We start from the raw sequence: 14,706 nt of genomic DNA on the forward strand, positions 1-14,706 counted from the left end.
GCGGCTCAGGCCGCCTGCGGCAGCCCGTCGTCGGCGTCGGGGATGCTCGCCTTGCGGTAGGCGGCGTGGTGGCGCGGGATGAAGACCGTGAACACCACGCCGACCAGCGCGGCGATGCCCGAGATCACGAACGCGGTCTGGAACCCGGAGGAGCTCGGCGTGGTGACCCCGCCGACGGTCACGAGGTTGCCGGTGAGCACCACGCCCAGCACGGCACTCGCCACCGTGGAGCCGAGCGTGCGCATCACGGAGTTGAGCCCGTTCGAGGCCGCCGTCTCGGTGGCCGGAACAGCGCCCATGATGAGGTTCGGCATCGAGGCGTAGGCGAAGCCGACCCCGAAGCCCACGGCCGTGGCGATGAGGATGGTGTGCCACACCTCGCTCATCAGGAACAGGGCCAGCACGTAGCCGGTGGTGATGATGACGAGGCCGAGCAGCAGGCTCGTGCGGGCGCCCCGGGCGCGGGTGAGACGCGCCGCGACGGGCGACATGGCCCACATCACCAGACCGCTCGGCATGAGGCAGAGGCTGGCCACGAGCATCGTCTGGCCGAGGCCGACCCCCGTCTCGGTGGGCGCCTCGAGCAGCTGCGGCAGCACCACGGTGCTCGCGAAGAACGCGAACCCCACGGTGACGGAGGCGAGGTTCGTGAGCAGCACCGTTCGCCGGGCCGCGACCCGCAGGTCGATCAGCGGGCTCGCCGTGCGCAGCTCGAACACGCCCCAGACGATCAGCACGATCACGCCCCCGGCGAGCAGGCCCAGGGTCACCGGGCTGGCCCAGCCCCAGCTGCCGCCCTTCGAGACGGCGAGGAGGATGCCCACCAGCCCGACGGCGAGGCCGGCCGCGCCCACGAAGTCGAAGCTGCCCTCGCTGCGCAGCGTGCTCACGGGGATGAGCTTCCACACCAGGAGCAGGCCGATGGCGGCGAGCAGGCCCGACATGACGAAGAGGAAGTGCCAGTCGAGGTACTGCGAGATGACCGCCGAGACGGGCAACCCCACAGCACCGCCCACGCCCAGCGTGGCGCTCACGAGGGCCACGGCGCCGCCGAGGCGGTCGCGGTGCAGGATGTCGCGCAGCACGCTCACGCCGAGCGGGATGACACCGATGCCGACCCCCTGCAGGGCGCGGCCCACGATGAGCGGGATGAGCGCGGTCGCGAACAGCGACACCACGGAGCCGACGACGACGAGCGCGAGCAGCACCAGGATGAGGCGGCGCTTTCCGTAGAGGTCGCCGAGACGACCGGAGATGGGAGTGGCGACGGCGGCCGACAGCAGCGTCACCGTGACCGCCCACTGCGCGTCGTCGGGCGAGACGTTCAGCAGACTCGGCAACTCGGGCACGAGCGGCGTGAGCAGGGTCATCATGAAGGCGGCGACGAGGCCGGTGAAGGCGAGGGTGAAGACGGCGCCCCGCTGGCTGACCGGCTTGCGCAGCTCCGCGCGCTCGGCGTCGCTCAGCCATTCGGCGTTCTGATCGGGCGTAGACACAGGCGTTCCTTTCGCATGAAGCGGGAGGCGACGCTGCTGCCCGGTGGGCGAAGATAATTGCACCCGGTGAACTAGTTTACCCGTCTCACAACCGCAGGCGGGGGCCGGGTATTCCGGCACGGCGCATCCGATAATGGATCATGCACACGGAGCGGGGATTCGATCGGCTGGTCAATTTCAGCGACGCCGTCGTCGCGATCGCGATCACGCTGCTGATCCTGCCCCTCGTCGAGACGGTCACCTCGCTCGGCGACGGAACGGTCGAGGAGCTGATCTCGGAGGACTGGTCGAAGTTCCTCGTGTTCGTCATCAGCTTCGCGGTGATCGGGCGGTTCTGGATGGCGCACCACGCCATGTACGAACGGGTCGTCGGCTACAACGTGCCACTGCTCTGGGTGAATCTGCTCTGGCTGCTCAGCATCGTCTTCCTGCCGTTCCCCACCGAGCTCATCGCCGCCACCTCCTACGAGAGCCCCACCACCTGCGCGCTGTACATCGGCACCATGCTCGTCACGAGCATCGCCGCGCTCGGGCAGCAGCAGATCATCATCCGCTCCCCGGAGCTGCAGGCCGAGCAGGTGCGCGGAACCGTCGACAACCTGGGCGCGGTGGTGATGGTGCTTCTCATGGTGGTGGCCTTCGTGCTGGGCGTGTTCGTTCCGCACGTGGGGCTGTGGGCGCTGCTCGTGCTCGCGCTCACCGGGCCGGTCACGGCGGTGGGCCGGCGGATGCGCGTCAGAGTCGGTCGTGCTCGGCGGCCGGACGCGGGATGAGCGGCACCGCGAGAGCGGGGAACAGCGCCACCACCGCGAACGCCCAGGGAAACCCGACGAGGCCCACGAGCGCCCCGATGCCCGGGCCCACGGCCGAGGCGGCGAGGAACTGGGCCGTGTTCTGGGCTCCGAGCGCCCGGCCGGCCCAGGCGGAACCGGCCACCTCGGCCACCGAGGTGAAGGCCAGGCCGTTGTCGGCCACCGTGATGGTGGTCGCCAGCACGAACAGGATGCCGGCCGCCACCGCGACCGAGCCCCCGCCGGCACCCGGGGCCGCCGCCGCCACCACCGCGAGCAGCAGCATCACGGCGGCGGCCGCCACGGCCACCCGGGCGAGCGGGCGCACGCGGCTGCCCATCCGGTCGCTCAGAACCCCCACCGCGATGCGGCCGAGCGCCCCCACGAACTGGGAGACGCCGACCAGCACGCCGGCCGTGAGCGCATCCAGGCCCATCCCGGTGATGAGCCAGACCAGGCCGAAGGTCGACAGGGTGAACTGGGGAACCACGAGCAGCACCGAGACGGCGTGGATGCGCCAGAGGAAGCCGTTGGCCCGGTAGGGGTTCGCGGCCGTGCGGATGCGCGCTGCCGTAGCCGAGGCGCCGGCCGCTCCGGTGGCCGGGCCCGCCGGCACCGGGGCCGGCGCCGGGCCGGCGGCCGGGGCCGGGCGGGGCGGATTCACCACCCCGATCGCGCAGGCCACGGCGAACAACGCCGTGAGCACGAACGGCACCAGGAGCGCAGCGCCGACGCCGGCCGCGGCGGCGAGGCCGGGCACCACGAGCGCCGCGATCGTCACGCCGAGCGGCTGGGCCATCTGGCGGATGCCCATGGCGAGTCCTCGGCGGTCCTTCGGGAACCAGCCCACCACCACCCGGCCGCTCGCCGCGTTGGTGCTGGCCGACGCCGCGCCGCCCAGGAGCAGGAAGAACCCGAGCGCCAGGTATCCCTGCGCCTGCACGGCGCCGAGGGCGGCGAGCGCGGTGAGCGCGAGGCCGCCGGAGATGACCCACTTCTCGCCGATGCGGTCGGCGAGAGCGCCCCAGGCGATGAGCGTGAGCACCATCCCCACCGTGGGGGCGCTGGCGAGCAGTCCCGCCTGGGCGAGCGTGAGGCCGCGCTCGGTGTGGAGCAGCGGGATGAGGAAGGCGGGGGCGCTCACGAAGACGGTGCCCGAGATCTGGGCGCCGAGACCGAGGGCGAGCACCGTCCAGGCGCGGCCGGCGCGCCAGGCCGGCGGCTTCTGCCCTGGGGGCTGCTGCTCGCTCATCGTCGTTCCTCTCGTGGTCCGGATGCGGTAACGTTACGGTACACCAAACTGGTATACCAAGAATCCGAGGCAGTCATGGCTCCGCCGAATCAGACCGCGCAGTTGTTCGAGAGCGTGCGCACCGCCGTGCTCACGCTCGAGCTCGCACCCGGCGAGCGCCTCACCGAGCGCGGACTCGAGGCGCGCTTCGAGGCATCCCGCACGCCCGTGCGCGCGGCGCTGATGCGACTGGAGAGCGAGGGCCTGGTGCAGCGCGACGGTCGCGGCTGGATCGTCGCCCCTCTCGACATCGACGAGATCCGCGCGCTCGCGGAGCTGCGCGAAGCCGTCGAGTCGGCGGCGGTTCGGCTCGCCGCGGTGCGCGCATCCGGAGCCGACATCGAGGCCCTGGCCGAGCTGCTCGAGAGCGCCCGGCCGGTCGCCGACGAGGAGCACGGGGTGCGCGCCGGTGGCGACTTCCACGTCGAGCTCGCGCAGCTCTCGGGCAACGCCCTGATGGCGGAGGCGGTGCGCGGAGCGATGACGAGACTCGCCCGCACGCGCTGGCTCGAGGTGCGCACGCCCGAGGCACGCGAGCACGCGTGGGCCGAGCACCGGGCGGTGGTGGAGGCGCTGCGGGAGCGCGACGGGGCGCGGGCGGCGGCGCTCGTCTCCGCGCACATCCGGGACACGAACGAGCGGCTGGTGACGTTCCTCACCGACGAGCGGCGACGCCTGCGCGGGCACGGGGTGGCGATCGTGGCGTCGGGCGACGCCACGCGACTCGGTGATCCGGTGAGCCGACCGGCCTGATCACGCCTCAGCCTGCCGTTCCGGCCCGCGAAGGACGGGTCGGCGGGGCGGATCCGACGAGCCGGCCGCCGAGGAGGCGCCGGTGCCCGAGACGTCAGCGGCGCAGCACGTCAGCGACGCGGCACATCAGCGGCGCGACACGTCACCGGCGGGACACATCAGCAGCGCGAGCCGCCGCTGGCGTCCTGCTCGGCGAGGAAGCGGACGACCGCCTCCTTGAAGACGCGCGAGGTGACGGCGTTCACGTGGTTGCGCCCGGGAAGCCCGACGAACTCGGCGTGCGGGATCTCGGCGGCCAGTTCCGCCGACGCCGCCGCGATGTCGTCGTCGCCGCCCGCCACGATGAGCATCGGCTGGCGAGGAATGGCCGCCCGGGCCCGGAAACCGCGCCGGCGCACCGCCTCCGCCAGGCGGATGAGCGCCCGCGGGTCGTTGCCGGAACCGGCCGCCATGGCGAGGTAGCGGCTGGTCTGCTCGGTTTGCGCCGTCGGTGGCGTCTGGTCCGCCGATTCCACCGCGGCGCGCGCCTCCGCGAAGTCGAAACCGGCGAAGCTGCCGTCGAAGGGGGCGCCGCCGAGCACGAGCGAGCGCACGCGCTCCGGATGCGCGAGCGCGAGATCCCAGCACAGCCGGGCCCCGAGCGAATAGCCCACGAGATGGGCACTCGGTACCCCGGCGTCGTCGAGCACAGCCAGGAGGTCGGCCCGGAGGTGACGGAGCTCGTACGCCGAGAGCGCATGCGGGCGGCCGCTCCCGCCGTGCCCGCGCAGGTCGAGGGCCACCACGGAGAAGCCGGCCTCGGTGAGCGTGCGACCCCAGCCCGCGCGCATCCAGTTGCCGTCGCGGCTCGACGCGAAGCCGTGCACGAGCAGCACCGGCGTGCCGTGCGGGTCGCCGATTGCCTCGTAGGCGATGCCAACGCCACCCGACTCCACCACTGCCACCCCAGCAGCCTACGTGCCCCGCATCCTCCCCTCTCGCACGGCCCCCCTCCCAAAAACAAGGACTTGCCGGATGCTCCTCGGCGTGTCGCCCCGACCGGCTCGGCGCGCCGCCCCGGAACTCCTTGTTTTTGGGAACCGGAAGTCCCGGGATAATGGGCGGATGACAGCCGCTGATGCCCCTGACACCGAAGAGTCCGGGTGGCCCGGGGGCGTCGCCGAGGGCGAGCGGTGTCCGTGCCTGAGTGGCGAGGTGTACGGCGACTGCTGCAGTCTGTTCCACCGCGGTGCCGCCATCGCCCCCACCGCCGAGCGCCTGATGCGCTCTCGCTACTCGGCGTTCGTCGTGGGCGACACCGGCTACCTGCTGGCGACGTGGCATCCGGCGACCCGCCCGAGCGGGCTCGAACTCGACCCGGGCATCCGCTGGTTCCGCCTCGACATCCTGGGGCGAACGGGCGGCGGTCTGCTCGACACCGAGGGCACGGTCGAGTTCCGCGCCCGCTACCGGATGCGCACGCCGGCCGCCACGGGCGCCGGCGCCGCCACGGGCGCCGGCGAGCAGCATGAGAACAGCCGCTTCCTGCGGGTGGACGGACGCTGGCTGTATGTCGACGCCGTCTGACCCGGGCACCCCGAAGCCGCCGCGCCAGCCGCGGCGCACGGGGCCGCGCATCGTGCTCGCCGTCGGGCTCCTCGTCGCCGTGCTCGTGGGAGCCAACCTGGCCGTGAAGTTCTGGGGCACCGCGGGCCGGCTCGCCGAGGGGGTGGTCGAGGGGTCGACCGACGCCGCCTTCTACGTGCCGCCCTCACCGGTTCCGGCGGCCGCGCCCGGCACCCTCGTGCGCTCGGAGCCGATCGCGAGCGCCCCGGCCGGCTCGGCGGCCTGGCGCATCCTCTATCACTCCACCGATCTGAACGGCGCCGACATCCTCGTCTCGGGCGTGGTGGTGGCACCCGACGCGGCGGCGCCCGTGGGCGGTCGCCCGATCCTGTCATGGGGGCATCCGACCACCGGGTCGGCCGCGCGCTGCGCGCCGTCGATCGGTGACGACCCCTTCGACCTGATCGAGGGCCTGAGCAGGTTCATCTCCGCCGGCTACGTGGTGGCCGCCACCGACTACTCGGGCATGGGCGCGCCCGGGCCGAACTCCTACCTGGTCGGAGCCACCGAGGGCGCGAACGTGCTCGACGCCGCTCGCGCCGCGCAGCAGATCGAAGGAACCCACGCGAACGACGTGCTGGCGCTCTGGGGGCACTCGCAGGGCGGCCAGTCGGTGCTGTTCGCCGCGCAGGAGGCGGCGAGCTACGCTCCGGAGTTCGAGCTGCGCGGAGTCGCGGTCGCCGCCCCCGCCACGAATCTGGCCGAACTGCTCAAGGCCGACATCGGTGACGTCTCGGGAGTGTCGATCGGGGCCTACGCCTTCACCGCCTACGCCTCGGTCTACGGGCCCACGACCCCCGGAGCGACCCTCGACTCCATCCTCACCCCACCGGCCGCGGCCGTCGCCGACCAGATGGCGGCGCTCTGTCTGCTGGGGCAGAACGCGGAGCTGCACACCATCGCCGACCCGCTGATCGGCCACTTCCTCGCCGTCGACCCGAGTACGGCCCAGCCGTGGGCGGCACTGCTCACCGAGAACACGCCCGGCCGCAGTCGCCTCGACGTGCCGCTCTTCGTGGCCCAGGGCGACGCCGACGAGCTCGTGCGCCCGGAGATCACGGCGCAGTTCGTGCAGTCGCAGCGCGCGCTCGGCACCGTCGTCACGAGCGAGACCATCCCCGGCACCGGTCACGGCCTCGTCGCCGTGCGCGCGCTGCCCGCCCTGTTCACCTGGCTCGGGAGTCTCGGCCTGCCGCACTGAGTGGCGGCCCGGCACTGCGGTACTGCCGCTATCCAGCGCCCGCGGAGGAGAAATCCCCTGCTCAGGAAGCCGGCACCGGAAGACGGCGCCTTCTCCCGAAGCACGCCGTCCCCGCGGCACCTCAGTGCATGATCATGCCGCCCGTGACGTTGATCGCCTGACCCGTGAGGTAGGAGGCGGCCGGCGAGGCGAGGAACAGGGCCACGCCCGCCACGTCGTCGGGCTGCCCGAGGCGGCCGAGCGGCGAGTACGACGACCACTCGGCCACGTCCTCCTCGGTGCGGGTCGCGGCGCCCATCTCGGTGAGGACGTAGCCGGGGCAGAGGCAGTTGGCCGTGATCCCGGATGCGCCGAGCTCGAGCGCCGTCACCCGCGTCAGCGCGATCACGGCCGCCTTCGACGCCGCGTAGTGCCCCTGGCCGGCACCGCCCGTCTTGCCGGCCATGCTCGCCATGTTGATGATGGTCCCGCCACCACCGGCCTCGATCATGGCGGCCGCCGCCGCCTGCGTGGTCACGAGCATGGCGCGGGTGTTGACGGTGAACGAGAGGTCCCAGTCATCGACCGACATCTCCAGCAGCGGCGAGAACTTGAGCACACCGGCGTTGTTCACGAGCACGTCGACGCCGCCGAGCGCGGCGATGGCGGCCTCGATGCCGGCGCGGGTCGCCTCGGCGTCGCGCAGATCGATCGAGAGGTATTGGCCGCCGATGCGCTCGGCCGTGGCGCGCCCCGCCTCGTCGAGGATGTCGAGCACCGCCACCGAGGCTCCCTCGGCCGCGAACTTCTCGGCGATGGCCGCGCCGATGCCCCGGGCCGCGCCGGTGATCACGACGCGCTTGCCGGCGAGCACGCCGGTGGGTGAAGCTGTAGTCATAGCGGAAGCCTGCCCGATCCGCCGGGGCCGGATCCGCCGTTCGCGCAACCTTTTACACACTCGCAATACGCGGGGTCACAGGCTGAAAAGAGTTCGGGAGAGGCGCGGAATGACGGATGCGCACGCGGGCTACCCGCCGGAGCCCTGGTTCCTGGGCGGCTCGCTCCTGGTGTCGGTGTTCCTCGTGCCGCGGAGTGCGCTCCCGGCGTCGTGGGGAGCCTCGCTGGGCGGCGCACTGCCGCCGCGGCGCCGCGCGCTCGGCTTCGGCGGACGCGTGATCGTGGGGGTCGCGGCAGCGCAATACCTGCCTGGCGGAGTGCTCGACTACGAGGAGCTGCTCGTGGCGGTTCCGAGCCTCGGCCGCGGCGGTCTCCGGGTGACGATCCCGCAGATCTGGGTCGACAGCCCGACGTCGATGCGCGGCGGGCGCGAGCTGTGGGGCATCCCGAAGCGCCTGGCGGCGTTCCGGCGAGCCGAGCGGATGCGCGGTGCCGGCCGGGCGCATCCGCTCACCGAGTTCTCGATGGCGGTCGACTCCCGTGCCGACGACTCCACCTCGACTGCCGCCCACGCCCACGGCCCCGGCCCCGGAGCACCCGCCGTCGAGCTGCGGGCCCGGCGCACGGCCGGGCTGCCGGGGGTGTGGCCGATCCCGCTTCCCACCCTCCAGGTGCTCGACGGGCGCACCACGCTGGCCCGCAACCGCGTGATCGCGCGGGTCTCGGCGCTGCGCGCATCCTGGCGCTTCGCCGCCGACGGGCCCCTCGGCTACCTGCACGGCCGCCGGCCGGTGCTGAACCTCGCGCTGCACGACGCGGCGATCGTCTTCGGAACGGATGTGACCAGATCATGAGCGAACGCCCTGTCGCCGTCATCACGGGGGGAGCCCGCGGAATCGGCTACCAGATCGCCGCCGACCTCCTGGGCCGCGGCTACCGGGTGGTGATCGGCGACCTCGACGAGGAGGCGACCCGAGCATCCGCGGCCCGGCTCGGCGGGGCGGCCACCGGTGTGCGCCTCGACATCACCGATCGACCGCTCGTGGCCGAGGTGATCGAGACGGTGGAGCGCGAGATCGGGCCGATCGACGTGTGGGTGAACAACGCCGGCATCATGCCCACGGGGGCGTTCGCCACCCAGAGCATCGAGCTGGTGCGCACGGTGGCGGATGTCGACTACGCGGCGCTCGTGGAGGTGACGGCGGCCATCCTGCCGCGCCTGCTCGCCCGCCGCCGCGGCACCCTGGTGAACATCGCGAGTGCGACTGGACTCAAGCCGCTCGCGGGCCTCGCGGTGTACTCGGGCACGAAGGCGGCCGTGATCGGCTTCAGCGACGCCCTGCGCCGCGAGCTGCGTGGCACGGGGGTGCACGTGAAGGTCATCATGCCGAACCTCGCGACCACGGCGATGGGTGCGGGCATCACCCCGCCGAAGCTCACGCCGGCGGTGACGGCGGCGCAGGTGAGCCGCGCCGTGCTGCGCGCCATCGACGGCGGCACCTTCGCCACCACGGTGCCGCGCTCGCTGGGCGGTGTGCTGCGGTTCTCGCGGCTGCTGCCCACCGCGGTGCAGGACTGGATCGACGACCGCGTCGGAACCGACCGCATCGGCCTCGGCGGCGATCCCGCAGCGCGCGCGGCCTACGCGGCCGCACTGCACCTCGAGCCGGAGTCCCAGCCCGAGGGTTGAGCACGTGCGCCCGCGACGATCACGGCCGGCACCATCGCCTCTCCCGGACCGCGCCGCTCGGGGGCCGTGTGCGCCGCGCTCCCCATGCGGGGACGGCCGGACCAGCGCACGCGCTACCGCGAACGGCCGTTCAGTCGCCGCCGGTTCCCGACCACGCGGTGAATGCCCACGCATACCCGCCGACGAGCACCGCCAGCGCCGAGACAACCGTGATGACCGCCCACTTGGCGCGGTACCGACGTTCCTCGAGATCCATACGGCGAAGATAGCATCGGCTCATGTCGATGAAACCAGAACTCCCCCGCCACCGGCTTGCGGTGACAGGGGAGTCGATTGTGCGCCCTAAGGGATTCGAACCCCTGGCCTTCTGATCCGTAGAAAGGTTCGGGCCATGTATTCACGTCCACTCCGTACGCCTGGCGGGGGCCGCTCCGCTCCCCCGCTCTCCATGGATGTCAGCGGACAGCCATACGTTGCTGTCACGATTGCTGTCAATCGATCGTGGGCAGCATCGTGACCGAACCAGCTCTCGCAGACCTGCTGCTCCCTACGCTGCTACCGAACTCCCCTGTCGGCCATATCCGCATGCGTGCCGACGCCCTTCCCACAAACGTTTTTGGCTCGAATGTGCGCGGCATCGCACGCGAATCGGAGTGGGATCGAATTCGTCTCGCCGTATCGGCTCGAGCGGGCAAGCGGTGCCAGATCTGCGGGGGTGAATCCTTCGGACCGAAGCGACGAGTGCAGCATCCCGACTGCCACGAGATTTGGCGCTTCGAACTTCGAGAGGGTGGCGTGGTGCAGGTACTCGCGGGCCTCATCGCTCTCTGCAAGAAGTGTCACAACACCCAGCACGTAGGGCGCGCTTTGGACCTCGAAGAGGTGAAGGAGGCGCTGGTGGAGGTGAACGGATGGAGCTACGCCGATGCACATGACGATGTCCGACGAGCATTCGCAAAGTCAGCGCAGCTCAAGGACCACCCCATCGACCTCGACCTGTCGTTGCTCCGCGGCCAGCTCCAGATTCTCGGAAGTCCGGACTTGAAATTCACCGCCGCTGAGCGGACGACCCTCGGAAACAGTTGGACCCGCGCCAGGCCTTCGCCGCAGGCAACAGAGCTTGATATCGAGCTGACTTAAGACCGGATCTGGGTATCGGCCAGGTAGCGGATATGCTCGAACTGCGGACTCGCCCCACACTCGTGGATCGGCGGGTCTTGCTGTTTAACCAGGCAACTCGAACAGGGTCGAGCGAGGAGCGCCCGGACCGGAGCGAAGCGAGGACCGGACGCACCGCAGCTCGGCCCCGCCGGGCTTGCCCGGCGCTTGAACGAGTAAAGAAAGTTCTCACGACTCCGTTGATGCCCGAGGCCCGAACATATCGTGGGACGCTCAGGTGGGCTAGATGGACTAAAGCGACGACAAAGTCGTCCAGTCGATGCTAGGATCAGACGCATCCGACAAGGGGAGAAAAGCCATCATGGACGACTCGGTCCGCCTAGCATCTGATTTAGCCCAGGTTGCACGCCTGGCAACCACTGGCGCGGACGCCGATCTGAGGCTCCTTCTGGCGAGGCTGATTCGACGGTATCGCTCCAAGTTTCCTGACCTTAGCGGCGAGTTGATCGCGATTTTGGAAGCGCCACGCTCGGCACCCACGCGGAGCGCCGCTAGACCAGCCGAAGTCCGCTCTCCGGAGTCTGGTAGCGAATCGCCAGGTCTAGCAATACTGCGCGCATGGGATCCGATCGAGATGGTGGAAGATCCTGTCCTCAGTCAACCACTGAGAACTCAGCTCTTGAATCTAATCGCGGAGCGTTCACGGGCCGAGGAGCTCCGCGCTAGGGGGCTTGAGCCAGCTAGCTCGGCGATATTTGTGGGACCACCAGGCGTCGGCAAGACAAGGGCTGCGCGGTGGATAGCAAACCAGCTCGGAATGCCCCTCTACTCGCTTGACCTCACCGCAGTGATGAGCAGTCGGCTTGGACAATCTGGCGCGAATTTGCGATACGCACTCGATTTCGCGAAAAGCACCCCGTCGGTGCTCTTCCTTGACGAGATCGATTCAATAGCGAAGAAGCGGGCCGATCCGGCGGATGTGGGAGAACTTAAGCGTTTAGTCACGATCATGCTGCAAGAGCTGGACGAGTGGCCCTCGTCGAGTTTGCTACTAGCAGCGACAAATCACCCCGAGCTGGTAGACCCTGCCCTGTGGCGTCGATTTGGGGCGGAGGTCACGTTCGATATGCCAACGGTGGATCTGGTGAGGACTTCGATTCGACGCTTTTTACGCGACGATTTGACGCAATTTGAGGACTACGTCGAAACGCTATCTAAGGTCTTTGAAGGCCGTTCCTTCAGCGATATTGAGCGGAGCGTTGAGACCATGCGCAAGGCTCTTACGCTGGGCGCAGGTACGCCGGGCGAGATTGTTGCTGAGTTCGTGGCGGGCGGTGCGAGTGCGATGACGCGAGCGGAGAGAATCAGCTTCGCTGTCGAACTTGCAGAGCGCACGTCCCTTTCCCAGCACCAGATCGCTCGCATGACGGCTGTAAGTCGAGACACGATCCGTAAGCACACAAAAATCGCATCGCTCGGGGAGAACTGACAATGGCGACGAATTACCTGATCGGTCGAGGAGAACTGCTCGTCGACTCGAAAGAACCGCCGGCAATGAAGCCCTCAAAGGCTCACCCATACACCGTGGATGAAGCTCGTAACCGCCTCAGTCCCCAGCTCGAATCCGCGATCCTTGAAATTAGCGAATCGGAGGTGGCCCCGGACGATGTGTACGTGGCGAAGTTCGCGCTGCACCCGTCTTACGTCGCCAAGTCATACTTTCCAAGCGTCCTATTTCAAGCTGCTGGTCTCGAACCGGTAGGGAGTCGTGGGCGCAAAATTCAGCCAGAAAAGCATACCGGCAAGGATGCCGATGGCAAAGAGTTTGGAACGAGTGAGATCTTTGTAGCGGGCAGGCTTGAAGCCTTCCAGGCGCTTCACGATCTGATGGTAGATCCCAGCGAATTGCCTGAGCGGTACGCCCAAATTCGCGAGATCGAAGAGATCACGTCGTTTCAGCCTGAGGAGAAAGTCAAAGCCGGTACCGGATCTGGCCCGGATGCGACGTTCGAGTTAGTCGTCCACTTGCCGTCCGCCAACCTGGCCCCGAGTAATCGACTCGCTTTCCTGGAGTACGCCCGTAACCTCGGATTCAACGTGAGGGAGGATCTGTCATTTGAGGTCCAGGGGCTCTGGTTTTTGCCAGCAATTGGACCGTCGGAGCAGCTTGACGCTATTGCGGCGTTCTCCACGGTACGGGTAGTTCGTCCGATGCCGCTCCTCTCGGTGCAACCTGCACCGCGTACGATGACAGGCGACCTACCGATCACTCTCCCAACCGGCCAGGTCCAGTCGACTGCACCACGCGTTGCCATTCTCGACGGTGGTCTTCCCGCTGAGCACGCAATTGGACCGTGGGTCGATCTGTACCGGGAAATGGACCCTTCGGCCACGAGCAGTCCTGGATATGAGCAGCACGGGCTTGCCGTTGCATCCGCGTTCCTTTTCGGAGGTATTCGTCCAGGCACTACACCGGCAATCCCTCCCTCTAATGTTTCTGTGTTCCGCGTCTTGGACGGGTCAACCGCATCAGACGACTCGTTCGAGCTGTACCGAACACTCGGACACGTCGAAGAGGTGTTGCTCACAAAGTCGTTCGAGTTCATCAATCTCAGCCTCGGTCCGGCACTTCCCATAGAAGACGACGAAGTGCATGCCTGGACCGCACTGATCGACGATCTTCTCAGCGACGGCGCCACTCTGATGACCGTTGCGGTCGGGAACAATGGCCGACTCGATCACGCGTCCGGGAATGCTCGCGTCCAAGTCCCGGGCGATTGCGTGAACGCGTTGGCCGTGGGTGCCGCTGATCGAGCTGACGTTGACTGGGAACGCGCCGAATATTCCGCGATTGGACCCGGCCGCGCACCGGGGGTAGTGAAGCCCGACCTGCTCGCTCACGGCGGAAGCAGCGCAGACCCCTTCTACGTGATTGGCGAGGGAGAAGTCCCGTACATATCGGGAGTGACTGGCACGAGCCTTGCGGCCCCACTCGCGCTTCGTCACGCAGTGTCGATCCGTTCACTCCTTGGTACCGAACTATCACCTCTGGCTATTCGCGCCCTTCTCATTCACGGAGCCGACCAGAAGGACCTAGATCGTCGCGAAGTCGGGTGGGGCCGCATCCCGATGCTTTACGACGAAATCGTTACCACCGGCGATGGAGTTGCCCGCGTGGTCTACCAAGGCGTCGTGAACCCAGGTAAATACATTCGAGCCCACATACCGACGCCAAAGGGCGGGTTGGACGGAAGAGTCCAATTTCACGCTACTTTTTGCTTCGCCAGCGCTGTCGATACTCACTCGCCCGATGTCTACACGCGGGCGGGACTGGAGATCGTCTACCGTCCAGACACCGAGAAGTTCAAGAAGGATGCCAAGACCGCCAAGTCAGCATCGTTCTTTTCGCCCACTGCCTTTGCCACGGAGGACGAGCTAAGGAGCGACAACGGAAAGTGGGAAACCGTACTCAAAGGCTCAAAAAGCACTCTCGGTTCATCCGCCGCTAATCCTGTTTTCGACATCCATTACGTGGCACGAGAGGAAGGCGGAGCGAGCAAGGCTAAAGAGCCCATGCGGTATGCACTCGTCATTACGGTGGAAGCGAAAAACCACGTAGATCTCCACAACGAAATTCTTGACGCATACCCGGATCTGCTTGTCGCGATCGAGCCAGAAATTAACATCGAGGTCGACGGGGCGTAATTAACTGCTTGGCCCCGGCGCACCCGTCCCGCCCAGCGATCAGCAGCACCCCCGGCTTCTGATCGCCGCGCCAATCCTGCTTTCGCCGGTCTGACTCTGTCGGTCGGAGCGATCCTCGCTATTGCCGGCGCCGGACCCGCGTCGCTACTGATCGGCGCGGTCGTCTGCATCGCTCTTGT

14 protein-coding genes are annotated in these 14,706 nt (G+C 68.5%); 9 read left to right on the forward strand and 5 right to left on the reverse strand.

The annotated features are described in order from the left end of the window. Window positions 1–5 precede the first annotated feature (5 nt). The gene (locus VD659_RS05570) at window positions 6–1,496 is read right to left on the reverse strand and encodes an MFS transporter (RefSeq protein ID WP_423260139.1); all 1,491 of its coding nucleotides are present in this window, start codon (window positions 1,494–1,496) and stop codon (window positions 6–8) included. A gap of 140 nt (window positions 1,497–1,636) precedes the next feature. Between VD659_RS05570 and VD659_RS05575 the strand changes: the two genes are divergently transcribed. Then, window positions 1,637–2,269 carry a TMEM175 family protein gene (locus VD659_RS05575; RefSeq protein WP_423260140.1) on the forward strand — a complete coding sequence of 211 codons (633 nt, stop codon included), beginning with the start codon at window positions 1,637–1,639 and terminating at the stop codon, window positions 2,267–2,269. Here VD659_RS05575 and VD659_RS05580 read toward each other — a convergent pair. Then, window positions 2,232–3,539, reverse strand: a complete 1,308-nt coding sequence (locus VD659_RS05580) for an MFS transporter (RefSeq protein WP_423260141.1) — start codon at window positions 3,537–3,539, stop codon at window positions 2,232–2,234. The two genes, VD659_RS05575 and VD659_RS05580, sit on opposite strands and share 38 nt — an antisense overlap. A gap of 75 nt (window positions 3,540–3,614) precedes the next feature. Between VD659_RS05580 and VD659_RS05585 the strand changes: the two genes are divergently transcribed. Then, the gene (locus tag VD659_RS05585) at window positions 3,615–4,331 is read left to right on the forward strand and encodes a GntR family transcriptional regulator (RefSeq protein ID WP_423260142.1); all 717 of its coding nucleotides are present in this window, start codon (window positions 3,615–3,617) and stop codon (window positions 4,329–4,331) included. 158 nt (window positions 4,332–4,489) lie between these two features. On the opposite strand, the gene VD659_RS05590 is transcribed toward VD659_RS05585, so the two are convergent. Further along, entirely contained in the window at window positions 4,490–5,275 is a 786-nt protein-coding gene (locus VD659_RS05590) for an alpha/beta fold hydrolase (protein WP_423260143.1), read from the reverse strand. A 160-nt stretch (window positions 5,276–5,435) separates the two neighbouring features. Between VD659_RS05590 and VD659_RS05595 the strand changes: the two genes are divergently transcribed. Beyond that, window positions 5,436–5,897, forward strand: coding sequence for a YchJ family protein (locus VD659_RS05595; RefSeq protein WP_423260144.1), 462 nt, complete (start codon window positions 5,436–5,438; stop codon window positions 5,895–5,897). Beyond that, a complete protein-coding gene (locus VD659_RS05600; RefSeq protein WP_423260145.1) occupies window positions 5,881–7,137 on the forward strand; it encodes a lipase family protein in 1,257 nt (418 codons plus the stop codon). The genes VD659_RS05595 and VD659_RS05600 overlap by 17 nt, the downstream gene beginning before the upstream one ends. A 121-nt stretch (window positions 7,138–7,258) precedes the next feature. Here the strand turns inward: VD659_RS05600 and VD659_RS05605 are convergent, their stop codons facing one another. Beyond that, window positions 7,259–8,014 carry an SDR family NAD(P)-dependent oxidoreductase gene (locus tag VD659_RS05605; RefSeq protein WP_423260146.1) on the reverse strand — a complete coding sequence of 252 codons (756 nt, stop codon included), beginning with the start codon at window positions 8,012–8,014 and terminating at the stop codon, window positions 7,259–7,261. A gap of 109 nt (window positions 8,015–8,123) precedes the next feature. Between VD659_RS05605 and VD659_RS05610 the strand changes: the two genes are divergently transcribed. Beyond that, window positions 8,124–8,867 carry an acetoacetate decarboxylase family protein gene (locus tag VD659_RS05610; protein ID WP_423260147.1) on the forward strand — a complete coding sequence of 248 codons (744 nt, stop codon included), beginning with the start codon at window positions 8,124–8,126 and terminating at the stop codon, window positions 8,865–8,867. Continuing rightward, window positions 8,864–9,703, forward strand: a complete 840-nt coding sequence (locus VD659_RS05615; protein ID WP_423260148.1) for an SDR family NAD(P)-dependent oxidoreductase — start codon at window positions 8,864–8,866, stop codon at window positions 9,701–9,703. The genes VD659_RS05610 and VD659_RS05615 overlap by 4 nt, the downstream gene beginning before the upstream one ends. Before the next feature lie 130 nt (window positions 9,704–9,833). Here VD659_RS05615 and VD659_RS05620 read toward each other — a convergent pair whose 3' ends face one another. Then, window positions 9,834–9,959, reverse strand: a complete 126-nt coding sequence (locus VD659_RS05620; RefSeq protein WP_423260149.1) for a hypothetical protein — start codon at window positions 9,957–9,959, stop codon at window positions 9,834–9,836. 245 nt (window positions 9,960–10,204) lie between these two features. Between VD659_RS05620 and VD659_RS05625 the strand changes: the two genes are divergently transcribed. From VD659_RS05625 to VD659_RS05635, 3 genes are all read left to right on the forward strand, one after another. After that, window positions 10,205–10,843: a hypothetical protein gene (locus tag VD659_RS05625; RefSeq protein WP_423260150.1), complete on the forward strand. Its 639-nt coding sequence runs from the start codon at window positions 10,205–10,207 to the stop codon at window positions 10,841–10,843. A 613-nt stretch (window positions 10,844–11,456) separates the two neighbouring features. After that, a complete protein-coding gene (locus VD659_RS05630; RefSeq protein WP_423260684.1) occupies window positions 11,457–12,311 on the forward strand; it encodes an AAA family ATPase in 855 nt (284 codons plus the stop codon). 2 nt (window positions 12,312–12,313) lie between these two features. Further along, on the forward strand, window positions 12,314–14,527 hold the full coding sequence (locus VD659_RS05635; RefSeq protein WP_423260151.1) for a S8 family peptidase: 2,214 nt from the start codon (window positions 12,314–12,316) through the stop codon (window positions 14,525–14,527). The last annotated feature ends 179 nt before the right edge of the window (window positions 14,528–14,706 follow it).

The organism is Herbiconiux sp. 11R-BC (assembly GCF_049472555.1).
In the GTDB taxonomy this organism is placed as follows: domain Bacteria; phylum Actinomycetota; class Actinomycetes; order Actinomycetales; family Microbacteriaceae; genus Herbiconiux.

Bases quoted from the DNA above. Each gene is read 5' to 3' on its own strand.
- VD659_RS05575 (WP_423260140.1), top strand. From the start codon at position 1,637: ATGCACACGGAGCGGGGATTCGATCGGCTGGTCAATTTCAGCGACGCC.
- VD659_RS05580 (WP_423260141.1), bottom strand. From the start codon at position 3,539: ATGAGCGAGCAGCAGCCCCCAGGGCAGAAGCCGCCGGCCTGGCGCGCC.
- VD659_RS05585 (WP_423260142.1), top strand. From the start codon at position 3,615: ATGGCTCCGCCGAATCAGACCGCGCAGTTGTTCGAGAGCGTGCGCACC.
- VD659_RS05595 (WP_423260144.1), top strand. From the start codon at position 5,436: ATGACAGCCGCTGATGCCCCTGACACCGAAGAGTCCGGGTGGCCCGGG.
- VD659_RS05600 (WP_423260145.1), top strand. From the start codon at position 5,881: ATGTCGACGCCGTCTGACCCGGGCACCCCGAAGCCGCCGCGCCAGCCG.
- VD659_RS05605 (WP_423260146.1), bottom strand. From the start codon at position 8,014: ATGACTACAGCTTCACCCACCGGCGTGCTCGCCGGCAAGCGCGTCGTG.
- VD659_RS05610 (WP_423260147.1), top strand. From the start codon at position 8,124: ATGACGGATGCGCACGCGGGCTACCCGCCGGAGCCCTGGTTCCTGGGC.
- VD659_RS05615 (WP_423260148.1), top strand. From the start codon at position 8,864: ATGAGCGAACGCCCTGTCGCCGTCATCACGGGGGGAGCCCGCGGAATC.
- VD659_RS05620 (WP_423260149.1), bottom strand. From the start codon at position 9,959: ATGGATCTCGAGGAACGTCGGTACCGCGCCAAGTGGGCGGTCATCACG.
- VD659_RS05630 (WP_423260684.1), top strand. From the start codon at position 11,457: ATGGTGGAAGATCCTGTCCTCAGTCAACCACTGAGAACTCAGCTCTTG.
- VD659_RS05635 (WP_423260151.1), top strand. From the start codon at position 12,314: ATGGCGACGAATTACCTGATCGGTCGAGGAGAACTGCTCGTCGACTCG.